The organism is Roseibium sp. R5 (assembly GCF_055755305.1).
In genome coordinates this window covers 4,788,180-4,803,690 of the sequence record NZ_CM146910.1, presented here as the reverse complement: position 1 = coordinate 4,803,690, position 15,511 = coordinate 4,788,180, and the positions used below count along the sequence as shown (strand labels likewise).

At 57.9% G+C, this 15,511-nt stretch carries 12 protein-coding genes; 7 read left to right on the top strand and 5 right to left on the bottom strand.

All coding sequences use genetic code 11. The features are described 5' to 3' along the window. Positions 1–4: 4 nt before the first annotated feature. Complete coding sequence (locus tag AC0J4F_RS22525) at positions 5–961, bottom strand: HlyD family secretion protein (RefSeq protein WP_133952931.1); 957 nt, start codon at positions 959–961, stop codon at positions 5–7. A 146-nt stretch (positions 962–1,107) separates the two neighbouring features. Continuing rightward, on the bottom strand, positions 1,108–1,812 hold the full coding sequence (locus tag AC0J4F_RS22520; RefSeq protein WP_133952930.1) for a ParA family protein: 705 nt from the start codon (positions 1,810–1,812) through the stop codon (positions 1,108–1,110). A gap of 381 nt (positions 1,813–2,193) precedes the next feature. Here AC0J4F_RS22520 and AC0J4F_RS22515 point away from each other — a divergent pair, with 381 nt between their 5' ends. Continuing rightward, positions 2,194–3,102, top strand: a complete 909-nt coding sequence (locus AC0J4F_RS22515) for an alpha/beta hydrolase family protein (protein ID WP_133952929.1) — start codon at positions 2,194–2,196, stop codon at positions 3,100–3,102. A gap of 17 nt (positions 3,103–3,119) precedes the next feature. Here the strand turns inward: AC0J4F_RS22515 and AC0J4F_RS22510 are convergent, their stop codons facing one another. Continuing rightward, positions 3,120–5,873, bottom strand: a complete 2,754-nt coding sequence (locus AC0J4F_RS22510) for a putative bifunctional diguanylate cyclase/phosphodiesterase (protein WP_473024810.1) — start codon at positions 5,871–5,873, stop codon at positions 3,120–3,122. 121 nt (positions 5,874–5,994) lie between these two features. Next, complete coding sequence (locus tag AC0J4F_RS22505) at positions 5,995–6,909, bottom strand: LysR family transcriptional regulator (RefSeq protein WP_473024809.1); 915 nt, start codon at positions 6,907–6,909, stop codon at positions 5,995–5,997. 85 nt (positions 6,910–6,994) lie between these two features. Between AC0J4F_RS22505 and AC0J4F_RS22500 the strand changes: the two genes are divergently transcribed. From AC0J4F_RS22500 to AC0J4F_RS22490, 3 genes are all read left to right on the top strand, one after another. Next, entirely contained in the window at positions 6,995–7,141 is a 147-nt protein-coding gene (locus AC0J4F_RS22500) for a hypothetical protein (RefSeq protein ID WP_166672869.1), read from the top strand. After that, on the top strand, positions 7,138–7,863 hold the full coding sequence (locus AC0J4F_RS22495; protein WP_473024808.1) for a class I SAM-dependent methyltransferase: 726 nt from the start codon (positions 7,138–7,140) through the stop codon (positions 7,861–7,863). Before AC0J4F_RS22500 ends, AC0J4F_RS22495 begins: the two co-directional genes overlap by 4 nt. Before the next feature lie 66 nt (positions 7,864–7,929). After that, on the top strand, positions 7,930–8,601 hold the full coding sequence (locus tag AC0J4F_RS22490; RefSeq protein WP_473024807.1) for a class I SAM-dependent methyltransferase: 672 nt from the start codon (positions 7,930–7,932) through the stop codon (positions 8,599–8,601). Positions 8,602–8,619: 18 nt separating this feature from the next. On the opposite strand, the gene AC0J4F_RS22485 is transcribed toward AC0J4F_RS22490, so the two are convergent. Beyond that, the gene (locus AC0J4F_RS22485) at positions 8,620–9,525 is read right to left on the bottom strand and encodes a hydrogen peroxide-inducible genes activator (RefSeq protein ID WP_409690197.1); all 906 of its coding nucleotides are present in this window, start codon (positions 9,523–9,525) and stop codon (positions 8,620–8,622) included. A 193-nt stretch (positions 9,526–9,718) separates the two neighbouring features. On the opposite strand from AC0J4F_RS22485, the gene katG reads away from it, so the two are divergent. The 3 genes from katG to AC0J4F_RS22470 all read left to right on the top strand — a co-directional run bounded on the left by katG (position 9,719) and on the right by AC0J4F_RS22470 (position 15,501). Then, positions 9,719–11,890: a catalase/peroxidase HPI gene (gene katG / locus AC0J4F_RS22480; protein WP_473024806.1), complete on the top strand. Its 2,172-nt coding sequence runs from the start codon at positions 9,719–9,721 to the stop codon at positions 11,888–11,890. A 239-nt stretch (positions 11,891–12,129) separates the two neighbouring features. After that, positions 12,130–12,894: an enoyl-ACP reductase FabI gene (gene fabI, locus AC0J4F_RS22475; protein WP_473024805.1), complete on the top strand. Its 765-nt coding sequence runs from the start codon at positions 12,130–12,132 to the stop codon at positions 12,892–12,894. Between the two features lie 9 nt (positions 12,895–12,903). Then, positions 12,904–15,501, top strand: coding sequence for a DUF3141 domain-containing protein (locus AC0J4F_RS22470; RefSeq protein ID WP_473024804.1), 2,598 nt, complete (start codon positions 12,904–12,906; stop codon positions 15,499–15,501). Positions 15,502–15,511: the final 10 nt, after the last annotated feature.

Genomic DNA, 15,511 nt, shown 5'->3' with positions numbered 1-15,511 from the left:
GCGGTCACGGCAGCACGGCTTGTGCCGGAACACCGTTCGGCAGGTTGGAGGCGCTGTCGGGCAACTGGATTTCAGCGACATACATCAGCCGTGCACGGTCCGACTGGTTGAGCGCATAGTAGGGGGTGAAGGACGGCTCTGAACTGATCCAGCGCACGTGCCCGTCGATTGGATCGTCGAGGCCATCAACGCGAATGGAGAGTGTGTCGCCTTCGTTGATCTTCACCCGGTGGGGTTCGGGCACATAGACCCGGGCATAGGGCGCAGCACCTGCCAGCATCACGGCAACCGGGCTGCCGACAGTAACGCGTTCTCCAAGGTTCCAGGGCAGGCTGTCCAGAACGCCGTCCCGGGAAGCAACAATTGTCAGGTCACTCAAGATCTTTTGCTGTGTTGCAAGACTGGCCTCGGCCGCGGCGAGTTCCGCGCGGGCCATTTCCAGGTCTTCCGGACGGGTCCCGGTGACCAGCTCAAGAAGTTGCTGCTCGGCGCTGTTCAGGCTCGCATCTGCCGCATCCCGGCTGGCCCGTGCACTGTCGAGCTGGGCCTGGCTGGTGGTGCCGCGTGTTGTGAGGTCTTGGTAGCGTTCGAAGTTGTTTTCGGCCTCCACCAGTTCAGCCTTGGCTCCAGCCACAGCGGCTTCGGCCTTTGCGATCTCTTCCTGCCGTGCGCCATTTTCCAGCTTTTCAAGATTGGCACGCGATTTTTCGACTTCGGCGGCGGCCTGATTAACGACGGCTTGTTGCTGTGTCGCATCCAGCCGGGCGAGCACAGTGCCTTTGCTGACTGGTGAGCCTTGCGGGACGGGAAGCGCAACCAGAACCTCTGCAGCTGTGGCTGTCAGTGCCACACGTTCGCGCTCCAGGGTGCCCAGGGCGACGCTGCCGTCATCCTTATTGCAGGCAGACAGGGAGACGGCGAGCGCTCCGGCGATCAGAAGCCGTGTCGGGGAGAGGGGCATGAAATTCTCCAGCGGGATCCGGACGATGCCTGTAAGTCAGCTTGTTTTCCTGAAAGCTTATCCCGCCTGTCCAAGAACCTCCATGAGCAGGATCAAAAAAAGCCGGGCGCAAAGGCCCGGCGTTCAGTCAGCTGTCAATCAGGGAGCTAGCTGGCGCGTCGGAAGACGTTGTACCAGCGTTTCTTCGGAGCGCTGATTGCCCGCTCCAGAACTTCTGCCGCGTAAAGGGAGGCGTTTTCCCGGGCCTTTTCAACGCCCGAGACCATCTTCGGATCAAGGTTTGCAAGGCCGCCGCCAAACTCGAAGAGATCGCGGAAGGCTGCGCGCTCGACGATCGGGGTCATCAGAACATCGATGTTTTGCGCTGAGAGAAAGTCTTGCACCGCCTTCATGGCCCTTGTCGTTACGGCCGCGTTGGAGCGTGTCAGCACGACGCAGTGCTTGATGTCCTGACGGACGATTTTCTCCAGCTTTTTGATCAGGGTCAGAATTTTTGCACCGCCCCGTGCATCCATGGAGGATCCCTGGATCGGGATCACCACCAAATCGGACACCGAAAGGGCGTTTGCAACGATCAGGTTCTCCGTGCCTTCAAGATCGACGATCACATAATCGGATGTCTCAGAGGCTTGGGTGATTTGTTCCGTGATGGAAGCAGGGGAAATCTGGCTGACCACGGAAATCCCTTTGCAGGTCCGGGGCAGTTCATGCCATTTCGAAATCCATTTCTGCGGATCTGCATCGAAGATCGTGACACGCTTTCCGCGGGCGGCAACTTCTGTTGCCAACAGCAAGGCGGCTGTGGTTTTGCCGGCGCCGCCCTTTGCATTCGCGAAGGAAATGACTGGCATGAGAGTTCTCCTGAACATGCCGCCATGGATGGGGATGGCGGTCTTTTTCCTGCCTAAAGCTTCGCCAGTCTTGAAATTTTATGGTTACCAATTCCTTAAATTCGCAAAATGCGAGGAGGTTATTCAGCGCCCGAGGCTGATTGTGGATAAGTCTCTGAAATTCCTAAGCACAATTTCGGAGGGTGTGGGCCTCTGGTTTCGCGCGTGAGTCTCAGGACCGTGTGCGTTGCTGCAGGATCACGAGTGCGCATTGATGGGGATTACTGCGGATTAATGGCAGCGGATCTGAGTGAATTGACCTTGGGTCCATTGAAAGCCGGAGCGTGCCTGCGTAGGTTTTACCGGTATTGGCTTCCAATTTGGCCCAGCGAAGGACACTGCATGCTGAACAGTTTTCTGAAAGCCCTTCAGGCACGGTTCGCCAAACTGCCGGTGGTGGTGCTTGCCGCTGTTTTTTGCGGGGTGTCGATCAACGCACATGCTGAAGCCTTGAAGCCGTACAAAGACCGCCTGTTCCGCTACAAGAAGGTCACCGAAACACTTTACGACGGCGATTTCATCGTTGTGGAGTACATCAAGCAACGCGATCTGCACGGCCGGGATCAGATCCCCGAGCGCCAAGTTTATGGCAACTACGTTTCTTACAAGCCGAAACGCGGCCGCGGCAGCGGAGAGCTCAAGGCAAATGGCCGGACCATCTCCTACATGGGGACGGGCAAGTGGAAGGGCGGCGCCAAGACGATCGTCATCTATATTCATGGTCAGGGCGGAAACCGCTTTCAGGGCATGAACGATGTGTCCTTTGGTGGCAACTTCAACCGGATCCAGAACCTGATGGTCCGCAACGGCGGCGCATATCTCACGGTTGATGTCACTCACTTCGACAAGCGGGGCACAGCGGATGTCGCGGCGCTCATCCAGCAGCAAAAACAGCTTTCTCCCGGCGCCAAGGTTGTTGTGGCGTGCGGATCGATGGGCGGCATCATCTGCTGGAACCTTGTGAAAAACGGGAACTATGCGCGCCTCGTGAACGGGATCATGCTGCTCGGCTCGCCTAAGGATCCGAACATTTTCTCAGCCGGAGTGCTGTCCAGGAACGTGCCGATCTATATGGGGCAAGGTACGCTGGACCGGGTCTATAATTGGGAAACCCAGGCGCAGTTTTTCAAGCAGATCAAATCAAAGGCGCCAAACTATCCGATCAAGTTCACGCTGTTTGACACCGGCACCCACGGGACGCCGATCCGAATGACCGATTGGCGCTTGGTGCTGAACTGGATGCTTGGCTAGGGGCCTCACAAACCGCGTCACGCCCGCTTCTCCCCCACCTTGAACGGGACTGTGTCGGTGCGGTCGAGTTTCCGGTCGAGCAACAAGTTGTCGATCGTATTCACGCAGTCTTTTGCGAGCGCCGATAACTGGTTGGCAGCTGCAGCGGAGCACGTCTTCTGTGCGCCAAGGCTACTTCCGCAATGCCATTTCGCCTGGTTCATCAGGTTCTCACACTGGGTGAGCAGCAAGGCGTAGTGATCGCTTCCAGCAAACAGTTTTGTGCCGTCGCGGTTGAGCCAGGGCCAATAGTTCGCCGCCATGTCTTCCACGTTGAGGGTGCAAGTCGGCCGCTCCTTGGCGTCTTTTTGACCACTCAGCACCTTGATCCAGTTCCGGAGTTCGACCTGAAGGTAAAGCAGTCTGACGCGCCGTTTTGATAGGTGCTGCAACAGGCTCCAATCGGGATCGGGTGCGAAAGTCTCCGTCCAGTCGAGAAAGGTGCCGTAGGGCAGGGGACGGGCAATGGAGTACCCTTGGAGGATCGTTGTTCCCAGGCTGATCAACAGGTTCTGGTGCGCCTTTGTTTCCACGCCTTCGGCAATCACCTCTCTGTTGAGAGCGCCCGCAAGGCCGAGAACCGCGTCCACAATCGCAAGGTCATCGAGGGTATCGATTGCAGCCCGCACGAAGGTCTGGTCGATCTTCACGTGATCTGCCGGGAGATGGCGCAGGTGCGTGAGCGTGGAATACCCGGTGCCGAAGTCGTCGATTGAGAAACTGACACCAAGTTCCTGGCACTGTTTGATCGCAAGGGCGACCGAGGCGTTTCCGACCGCCGTCGCGTTTTCCAGCACTTCGATATCGAGCAGAGATGGCGCGATCGAGTCGTATTTTGCCAGGAGACCCTTTAGCGTGTCGTAGAGCCAGTTCGACGTGAGGTTCCGGGGGTCGATATTGACGCTGATCGGCACTTCCAGCCCAGCCTTGCGCCACGCAGACGCGGTCTCAAAGGCGGTCTCCAGCGCCCATGTGTCCAGTTTCAGGGACAGGCCGATGTTTTCCGTAGCGTCCAGGAAACTGCCCGGATACCGGATACCCACCTCCGGATGCTGCCAGCGGACGAGGGCTTCGGCACTGTGGATTCGCCCGCTGACCACATCGACCTTTGGCTGGTAGTGGAACACCAGCTCATTATTATCGATCGCATTGGAGAGTGCGTTGATCCTGTTGTTGAAGGCGGTGATCTCAATCTCGGTTTTCGGATTGAACAGCGTATAGCGGTTCTTGCCTTCCAGCTTGGACTGATACATCGCTGAATCGCTTTGGCGCAAAAGCTGGTCCGGTGTGGTGTCGCTGTCTGCGGAAAAGGCTGCGACGCCAACGCTCGTCGAAATGGCCACCGATTTGTCACCGAGATCAATCGGTTTGCTGGTCTCCGCCAGCACCCGTTCGGCGAGGGTTCTGTAAGCGTCCGGGCTTTCGTAGTCGGACACCACGGCAATGAACTCATCACCGCCGAGCCGTGCGACAGTATCGGTTGACCGGAACTGCGAGAGGAGCCGCCTGGAAACCGTGGTCAGAAGCTCATCTCCGAGCTCATGGCCGTAACGGTCGTTGATTTCCTTGAAGCCATCAAGATCGAAGAAAAAGACGGCGCCCCAGCAATTGTCGCGTTTGACGCGTTCAATCGCTTCACTCAGGCGTTCGCGCAAGAGGACCCGGTTGGGCAGCTCTGTCAGTGGGTCATAATGGGCAATGCGCTCCAGTTCATACTGATGGTTCTTAAGATCCGTGATGTCGGAAAAAATTGAGATGTAATTCGTAAGGGTCCCGTTTCCGTCCTTGATCGCGGCAACGGAAACCCGCTGCGCGTAGCGCTCACCGTCGGGGCGGACATTCCAGAGTTCCCCGGCCCATTCCCCGGTCTCTGCGAGCGCCCGTGACATTTGCCGCAGGATCTCGGAACGATTCTGATCCGAGGCGATCTTCATTGGGTTTTGGCCAATGATTGCGTCAAGGTTTTCGCCTGATATGCGCGCGACAGCCGGGTTGGCCTGGATGACGATGCCATCTGCGTCCGTCACCAGAATGCCCTCATTGGCATGGCGGAAGACCATGTCGGCAAGCATCAGGTCCTGATTGGCCTTGCGCAGGTTCTTGCGGGAATCGTGCAAACGGACTGCGTAGAAACCGACGAGGCCGAGCGCCACCGTAATTGCGATCAAGAAGCCGAAGAGCCAATGGGTCTGGGCTTCATAGGTGACTGCAAGTTTTTCACGCTGCTCGCGGACTTCTTCTTCGAGACGGGTCTGGTAGTGCCAAAGCTTGTCCTGCCGGCTGCGCTCTCCGGTAATATCGCGAATATTGGAGTGCAGCAGGACCTGTCCACCAAAGTCGAGCGGATAGGAACGCACCTCTACGGTCCGGATGGAGCCATCTGCGAGTTTGTGGCGGAAGATGAAGTAGTTCCGGTGCTCTTCCTTTGCGAGCCGGCGTTCTTCCGCAACCTGCTCCGCGGTCAGCTGGTTGATCTGCTGAATCCGCATGGTTGAGAGCGCGCCGGGGCCATATCCGTAAAAGTCATGCGCGAAACTGTTGGCAAACGCGATACGGCCAGTCTGCGGCTCAATGATGAGAACAACATGCGGCAGCGCATTGTAATAGACTTCAAGGGACGGTGTCAGGTGGCTTTCAGCGGAGACCGCAGGTCTTGCTAGCGCGGTCAAAGCGATGAGCATTGCAAACAGGCAAATTGCAGCAGCCCTTAAATCCCTGTTTCTGCTCCGCATTCCCTCGTCGCTTTTCACAAATATCAAAAGTTGCAAATTGAGTTGCCGAGGATAATTCTGATTGTTTTCAAAACGATTGACGAGAAAGATTCAAAAAACGCAGACACGCGATAAAGTCTGTTTACTTTTCATGCGGTTGTCGCGGCTGTTTGTGCCGCAGATGTTCAACAAGGTGGTCAAAAACGATCCGGATCCGCCGGCTGGTATGCAGTTCCCGGTGCGTGACGAGCCAAACCGGGAAGTAGACTTCCGTCAAATCATCAAACGCTGGAACGAGTTCCGGGCAGCAGGCGGCTATTTCGTCGGCCATGATGCCGAGACCAAGGCCGCGGCGGACATATTCCCAGGCAACGGCGCCGCTGGGGGAACTCAGTTTTATGTTCGCTTCCGTCACAGGCAGGCCCATCGCCCGCAGATGGCCGACAAGTTGCGGATTGTCGTCAAAGCCAATGAAGTCGTGAGCACCGGCATCTTGCATCGACAGACCGTTGCCAAACCGGCTCAAGTAAGATCTTGCGCCATAAACCTTGGCGGAGGCATCGTAGAGCTTGCGGGCGTAAAGATCCGGATGGTCCGGTTCGACGTGGCGAATGGCAATGTCCGCTTCGCGCCGGCGCAAATCGCTCAAGGAATTGGTGCATCGGATACGGATCTCGATCCCGGGCGCTTTTGTCCTCAGATCTCTCAGGATTTCCGGCAGCAGGTAGATCCCGAGTACGTCTGTCGTTGAGATCGTCACCATCCCCTCGATTTGCTGGGATTGTCCAGACGCCGAAAGTGAGACCCGGCTGGCTGCCTCGCCCATCGCCCGGACATGTTCAGCAAGTTCAACACCGGCTTCGGTGAGAACGAGCGATTTGGAGACCCGCTCAAACAGCGTGACGCCTAAGGTCTCCTCAAGCGCGGCCACCTGCCGGCTGAGGGTTGGCTGGGTCAGGTTGAGAGCGCGGGCCGCCGCAGACAGAGAGCCTTCCTCTGCCGTTACCAAAAAAGCGCGGGCCTGGTTCCAATCGAAAGTGATGCTCTGCCAATTCATACAAATATGTATATCAACTCCCCAGATTTAGGCAATTTGTATTCATTTATCTTGGGTGTAGAGAAGCTGCAAAGGAGACGGGGCCATGAAACTTTATTGGCTGACCGGACCGCTTCTGACTGTGGTCCTCTCGATACTGGAATTTTTCGCATCACCGACCGGCGGCCGAGACATCGGCCGAGCGATCTTGCGGCATGTCGGCCTGCGCGGTGGCAATGGAAAAACAAAATGAGTCTTGATTTCAACGATGTGAAGATCCCGGTGTTCGAACGCTGGTTCGGATCCTGGCAGGTCTCGGTCAACCGGCGCGGCTTTGCCGCCTCTGAACTCAGCGCCGCCTATGATGCCGAAGCAGGGCTTTGGGAAGAAAAGATTGCACGGCTCGGGTTTCCCGGTGGCTACAGACGGCTTGTGCGTGAGGTTCTTCCAGCGCTTTCTGACGGGGCCGGGCATCAATTGGACGTCCTGGATTGCGGGATCGGAACAGGCACTCTGTCCTTGGCCTTTGCCGCGGAAGTCCGCCAACCCTATGCCTTGTCGGCTGTTGATATCTCGCCCTGCATGTTGTCCGAAGCCCGCGGCAATCTTCGGGACAACGGTGTGAGTGTTGACGCTTCGGTCTCAGATATTCGCGACATGCCACACCCCGGCAACAGGTTCGATTTGGTCATGTGCGCGCATGTTATTGAACACCTGCCGGACCCAAAGGCGGCCTTGCAAGAGATCCACCGGGTTTTGAAGCCGGGCGGACACCTGTTGCTGGTTGCCACGCGTAAATCCTGGATCGGTGCGTATATTCAACTGAAATGGCGGACGCATCGGTTGAGCCAGGACAAAATCGCTGGATGGCTGGAAGACAGCGGCTTGGAAGTGCTTGAGGTTCCGGAAACCGGCCAGGGCCGCTGGATGCAGTCCTGGAGCACAGCCTTTCTCGCCCGAAAGATCATCAATTGACGGAGCAGGGGAGCTGCCCGTCGGCACGCTCTGTTTTCCTGACCCAATGAACTGGATAGACTGACCATGACAACCACATGGACCAACGAGATGACGCCCTCCAGCACCTTCTGGGACAAAGTCGCCCGCAAGTACGCCAAGAGCAAGATCGCAGATGAGGCGGCCTATCAGAAGACGTTGCAACGGGTGACAGAGCACCTTGGGCCAAACGACAAGGTGCTTGAACTTGGTGCCGGGACGGGTTCCACGGCTCTGCTTTTGGCCGGCAGCGTGAAAAGCTATCTGTCGACCGATTTTGCGCCTGGTATGATGGAAATCGCGGAGGAAAAACTGGCAGCGGCGAAAGCTGAGGGAAATGCGCCCGAAGGCTTGTCGTTCCTCGCTGCGGACGGGTTCGACCCACGCTTGACCAGGGCTGCCGGCGATGAGGGGTTTGATGCCGTCTTGGCGTTCAACTTCCTTCATCTGGTGGAAGGACCTGAAGCGCTTCTTGATCGTGTCAACGGGCTTCTCAAACCCGGTGGGCTTTTCATCTCAAAGACAGTCTGCCTGAAATCAAAAGCCTGGCTGTTTGTCCCGATGATCAAGGTGATGCAGCTCTTCGGCAAGGCGCCGTATGTCTCAATGCTCTCAACGGACATGGTCAACGACATGATGACGAAGGCCGGATTTGAGATCATCGAAACCGGTCTCTACCCGGCACCGCGCAGCCACTTCGTGGTCGCCCGGAAGGTTTGATTTGTTTTCCAGCCTTGTTCAGCTGGCAGTGCTGTTTGATTGAGCTGCCTCCCGCACCAGATCGGCGATCTCGGTCAGCTGGCTTGCGAGCGGGCTGGATTTGCGCCAAACCATGCCGAGGGTGCGGGCTGGCTCCGGCGGCTCGAAACGGCTGACCGCGACGTCCGCCGAGCGTGTTTCGACCGGGACCGCCATTTCCGGAATGAAGGTGACGCCCATCCCGGCATTGACCATTTGAACCAGTGTCGACAGAGAGCTGGCGTCGAGCACTTCCCGCGGACGTCCAGCCTGGATGTCGCAAAAGGAGAGGGCCTGGTCGCGAAAACAGTGGCCTTCTTCCAACAGCAAAAGCCGCATCTCCTTGAGGCTGTCCGCGCAAGGCACCGGGAGATTGGCCTCACTGCCTGGCCGGACAAGCACGAAATTCTCCTCAAACAGCGGCGTTTCTGCAAGCCCTGGTTCGGAGACGGGCAAGGCCAGGATCGCTGTATCAAGCCGGCCGTCATTCAGTTCCTGAACAAGCTTTGGTGTCACGGTCTCACGCACATGGATATCCAGACCCGGATAGCGCGCTGTCAGGCGGCTGACGACCTGTGGCAACAAATACGGTGCGACTGTTGGAATGACGCCAATCCGCAGCCGGCCTTCCAACGTTTCCTTCGAGGCTCGCGCAAGATCTCCGAGCTCGTCCGCTGAGCGCAGGATCGCTCTTGCCCGTTCCACCGCCTCCTCACCAAATCCGGTGAGAGACACCTGGCGGGCCGAACGTTCAAACAACGGCGCGCCCAAAACCTCCTCCAATTCCTTGATCTGCATGGACAGCGCTGGCTGGGAAATGGCGCAGTCTTCGGCCGCCCGGCCGAAGTGGCCGTGGCGGGCGAGGGCTTCAAAATAGCGGAGCTGTTTGAGGGTGATATTTATCATCAGAAAAATTTATCATCATTATTAGAAAATACAACTTCTCCTGATTGGGCTGCCTTGCTAGTTTAGAAACGTTCTGACATGGATCCCAAAAATAATTGGTCGACCTTGCAATCAGACAACTGGAATTTCGATGCGTGACCGCCAATTTAGGTCATGCAGATATTTTGATGGCAGATGCCACAGGGAGATACTCATGGACGCAAAAGTGGACAATGGCGGCGGTTGCCCGGTCATGCACGGCAGCTTGACCGAGACCGGCAAGACCGTCACGGATTGGTGGCCGAAGACCCTTAACCTGGACATCCTTCATCAACACGATACCAAGTCCAACCCGCTGGGCGAAGACTATGACTATCAGGAAGAGTTGAAGAGCCTCGACTTCGGTGCGCTGAAAGAAGACATGAAGGCGCTGCTGGTCGATAGCCAGGACTGGTGGCCGGCCGACTTCGGGCATTACGGTGGTCTGATGATCCGCCTTGCTTGGCACTCTGCCGGGTCCTACCGGATTGCTGATGGCCGCGGTGGTGGTGCTGGCGGCAACATCCGCTTTGCACCTTTGAACTCTTGGCCGGACAACGGCAACCTAGACAAGGCGCGCCGTCTCCTTTGGCCGCTGAAGAAAAAATACGGCAACAAGATTTCCTGGGCGGACTTGATCCTCTTCGCCGGGACCGTTGCGTACGAATCCATGGGCCTGAAAACCTATGGGTTCTCCTTCGGCCGGGAAGACATCTGGCATCCGGAAAAAGACGTTTACTGGGGTGCCGAAAAAGAGTGGCTCGCACCTAGCGAAGAGCGCTACGACAACCTGGATGATCCGTCCACGCTGGAAAACCCGCTGGCCGCGGTCCACATGGGCCTCATCTACGTCAACCCGGAAGGTGTCAACGGTCAACCGGACCCGCTGAAGACTGCAGCGCAGGTGCGCGAAACCTTTGCCCGCATGGCCATGAACGACGAGGAAACCGCGGCCTTGACCGCCGGTGGCCACACTGTCGGTAAGGCGCACGGCAACGGCGATGCGGAAGCGCTTGGTCCAGAGCCGGAAGGCGGAGATGTTGCTGACCAGGGCTTCGGCTGGATGAACCCGAACATGAAGGGCGTCGCTTCGAACGCTGTCACGTCTGGCATTGAAGGCGCCTGGACTACCAACCCGACCGTCTTCGACATGGGCTATTTCGAGCTTCTCTTCGGCTACGAGTGGGAACTCACCAAGAGCCCGGCGGGCGCCAACCAATGGCAGCCGGTCGATATTAAGGAAGAGCACATGCCGGTCGATGCGTCGGATCCGTCCGTGCGCCGCATGCCGATGATGACGGATGCCGACATGGCCATGAAGATGGACCCGGCCTACCGCGCCATCTGTGAAAAGTTCATGGCCGATCCGGACTACTTCAAGGAAACCTTTGCACGCGCCTGGTTTAAGCTGACCCACCGCGACATGGGCCCGAACGTCCGCTACATCGGCCCGGATGCACCGGAAGAAGAGCTGATTTGGCAGGACCCGGTTCCGTTCGGCCCGTTCAACTACGACATCGGCGGTTTGAAAGCTGCGATTGCGGCAACGGATCTGAGCGTTTCCGAGCTGGTTGCAACAGCCTGGGACAGCGCCCGCACGTTCCGTCAGTCGGACCTGCGCGGCGGGGCCAACGGTGCGCGCATCCGCCTTGCTCCGCAAAAGGATTGGGAAGGCAACGAGCCGGCCCGTCTTGCAAAGGTTCTGGGTGTTCTTGAGCCGCTGGCCGAGAAGTTTGGTGCTTCTGTTGCAGACACCATCGTTCTGGGCGGCAACGTCGGTATCGAGAAGGCTGCCAAGGCTGCCGGGTTCGACATCGAAGTGCCGTTCGAGCCAGGCCGCGGCGATGCCATCGACGAGATGACCGATGCGGATTCCTTTGAACCGCTCGAGCCGATCCATGATGGGTTCCGCAACTGGGTCAAAGAGAACTATGCGGTTGCAACGGAAGAGCTGATGCTCGACCGCGCCCAGCTGCTGGGTCTCACTGGCCCGGAGATGACGGTTCTGGTCGGTGGCATGCGTGCGCTCGGCACCAACCATGGTGGAGCCAAGCATGGCGTCTTCACCGACCGGGAAGGCGCTCTGACGACAGACTTCTTCGTCAACCTGACCGACATGGGCAACAGCTGGATCCATACCGGTGATGGCCAGTACGACATCCGCGACCGCAAGACCGGAACCACCAAGTGGACCGCATCCCGTGTGGATCTGGTCTTCGGCTCCAACTCCATCCTGCGGGCTTACGCTGAAGTCTACGCCCAGGACGACAGCCACGAGAAGTTCGTCTTCGACTTCGTGGAAGCCTGGAACAAGGTCATGAACGCGGACCGGTTTGAGCTGTCTTAAGCCAATCGTCTGACTGAAATGAATGTGAGCGCCCCGGACCCAGTCCGGGGCGTTCTGTTTTTTGATGGGCAAGCCACCCCATCCGCACTAACCCTGATCCGAGGCGAATTTCATAGTTTCGTCACACCCTCTATGTTGCACTGCGATAAAGTGGTGTAGGTTACGCATTGCGACGCGTGATCTGCCGTGTCTGTCCGGTAAAAGTCCGGGGCAGGCCCTTTTTCAGGAGCCGTGCATTCATGTTCGATTTAACTGGTCAAAAAGCCCTCGTCGTCGGGGTCGCGAATGATCAATCCATTGCATACGGCTGCGCCAAGGCCTTCAAGGCACAGGGTGCGGATTTGGCTATCACTTATTTGAATGAAAAGGCGGAGCCTTATGTCCGCCCGCTCGCTGAAGAGCTTGACGCTGACATCATCATGCCGCTGGATGTGCGCAGTGAAGACCAGCTGGATGCCCTGTTCGGTGTGATTTCCGAAAAGTGGGGCCGGCTCGATACGGTGCTGCATTCCATAGCCTTTTCAAAAAAGGAAGATCTGCATGGCCGGGTGATCGATTGCTCCGCAGACGGGTTTGGTCTGGCGATGGACATCTCCGTTCACTCGTTCCTGCGCTTGATCCGCCGGGCAGAACCTTTGATGCCCCATGGCGGGACGTGCATGACGGTCTCTTTCATGGGAGCTCAGAAAGTCGTCGACAATTACGGCGTCATGGGCCCGGTCAAGGCCGCGCTGGAAGCCGCAGTCAGGTATGCAGCATCAGAACTCGGACCCAAAGGCATCTCCGTCCACGCACTTTCGCCCGGACCATTGAAAACACGGGCTGCGTCCGGAATTGCCGAGTTTGACGAACTCTTGGACGACGCTGCAAAGCGTGCGCCGACCCATCATCTTGCGACCATCGAGGATACCGGGGCCTATGCCGCGTTCCTGGCGAGCCGCGAAGCGTTTAACGTAACCGGCGGTGTTCATCCCATCGACGGCGGTTACAGCATTATCGGATAGGAGGTTCTCATGAAGGACATTTTTGACGCGTTTGAAAAAGGCCAGAACGAGTTCCTGAACTCCTTGAACGACGCCACGGCCTGGGGACCTTCCGAGCGTTTTACGGCACTGCAGGCCCAAGGAACCGAGCTTTCTAATCTTGCAGAGCTGATGGGGCGCGGCCTTTCCAAGCACTTTGAGAAGATCACGGCGGATCACAAGGGCCGTTGGCAGCTGGGTCTTGCCGATATGGGCAAGGCTGTTGAAGACCTGAGCGAGGGCCAGCGGAACGGCAGTCTCTTCGATGCCTGGCAGGCTTACTGGAAAGATGCGGCACAACGGGCCGTGCTGACCATGGACGTGCTGCGCCAGCGCGGCGACATCTTTTTGGAACACGAAGAAGCGGGATGCCCGCCTGTCCTGATCTACGATTATGACGTGGTCATGGATGGCGCCGATCTGCCGCGGCCGTGCTGCTATCAGCTCCTCCGGATCAAGGCGCCGGATGATGGCGAGCACCGTGAGATTAAACCCTGGAAGCGGCCTTACGTGATCATTGATCCGCGCGCCGGACATGGGGCGGGCATTGGCGGTTTCAAGCCGGATAGTCAGGTTGGCGTTGCCCTTCGCGATGGCCATCCGGTCTATTTCATTGCCTTCAAACGCATGCCGGAAAAGGGGCAGACCCTTGCCGATGTCACCCTTGCCGAAGCAGCGTTCGTCCGCCGCATCATGGAAGAACACCCGGACGCGCCGAACCCTATCATTACCGGCAATTGCCAGGGTGGCTGGGCCACTTTGCTGTTGGCTGCCACCAACCCGGATTTGACCGGGCCCGTCGTCTTGAACGGGGCGCCTGTCTCGACCTGGGCCGGGCGGGTCGGTGAAAACCCGATGCGCTACAACGGCGGCATCCTCGGCGGCACCTACAACGCCATGTTCTATTCGGATCTTGGCCATGGCGTGTTCGACGGCGCCGACATCGTCCAGAACTTCGAGATGCTGAACCCAGCACGGAACTACTTCGGCAAATATTATGACCTTTATTCCAAGGTCGACACCGAACCGCACCGGTTTCTGGAATTCGAGCGTTGGTGGGGTGGCTACTTCCTCTTGAATGAAGCGGAAATGAAGTGGATCGTCGAACAGCTCTTTGTTGGCAACAAACTGTCCAAGAACGAAGCTCAGCTGGAGCCGGGCCGCAACATCGACATCAAGCAGATCCGCGCGCCGATCATTGCCTTTGCCAGTTTCGGCGACAACATCACGCCGCCGCAGCAAGCCCTGAACTGGATCATCGACACCTATACAGACGAGCGCGAGATCGCGATCCGGGGCCAACGCATCATCTACATGGTGCATGACCAGGTGGGTCACCTCGGCATCTTCGTGTCCTCCAAGATTGCGAAGAAGGAACACACCGAGGTCACCTCGACCCTGAAGACAATCGAGGCGCTTGCGCCGGGTCTTTATGAGATGACCATCGATGATTACGAAGGCGGGCTGCTTGATCGGGAATTTTCCGTGTCGTTCCATGAGCGCAAGATGGAAGACCTGATGAAGATCGACGATGGCCGCGACGATGAAATTCCGTTTGCAGCAGTGGCCAGAGCCTCGGAGCAGCAGGCTGAATTCTATGATGTTGCGGTGCGTCCGTTCGTACAGGCAGGGGTGACCGAGCAAAGCGCTGAATTGCGCCGCAAAACCCATCCCTTGCGGGTGCAACGCACGATGATGTCGAGCCTCAATCCAATGTTTGGCGGTTTGCCGGGCATGGCGGAGCGGGTCAAAGAGGATCGCACGCCTGCGGACGCGAACAATCCCTTCTCCGAAATGGAGCGGGTCAGTGCTGCCATGATCGAGCAGTCGCTGGATCTCTTCCGGGACCTCCGGGACACCTGGTATGAAAATCTCTTCTATACGGTGTGGGGCTCGCCCTACATGCGCTGGTTCGGCCGGACCCATCAGCCGGGCCGGACATTGAAACGCAAGGAAGACTTGCGCAGTCTTCCGCCGGTGCAGGCCGCACTCATGCACATCGAGGAAGGCGGGTTCTGCGAGGCGGTGATCCGGATGCTGATCCTTCTGGCTGACAGCCGCGGCAATGTCCGCCGCGACCGGTTGGAACGCTCCGCACGGGTCCTCACCCAGGATGAGCCGTTCAAGTCGCTGTCTCCGGATGCACGCAGCTTCATGCTGCAGGAACAAACGCTGATCGTGGAATTTGCCCGTGAGCAAGCCATCGAAAGCCTGCCGAAACTGCTGAAGACCAAGGAAGACCGCGAAATGGCCTCCAAGGTCGTGCGTTACATCCCGGGCGCCATCGACGAGATGACGCCGCACACCCTGGAGATGGTTCAGACTTTCCAGAGTGTGCTGGGTCTGTCTCCAGTCTCTGAAGACATCACATCCGATCCGCTGGTCTCCAGTGAAGCAGGTGCGCCGGATGCAGGCGGCGACACACCGAAGGTGACAGAAAAGGCAGCGTCCGCGAGCCCTGCGCCGCAAAAGGCCTCCACGCCCAAACGGGCTGCGAGAAAGGCTCCGGCGAAACCCGCGGCTGCACGCAAACCGGCTCCCCGGAAGCCGCGCAGCACCGCCGGTAAAAAAGAGGAGCCAGCTGAATAGTCTGGCCTTC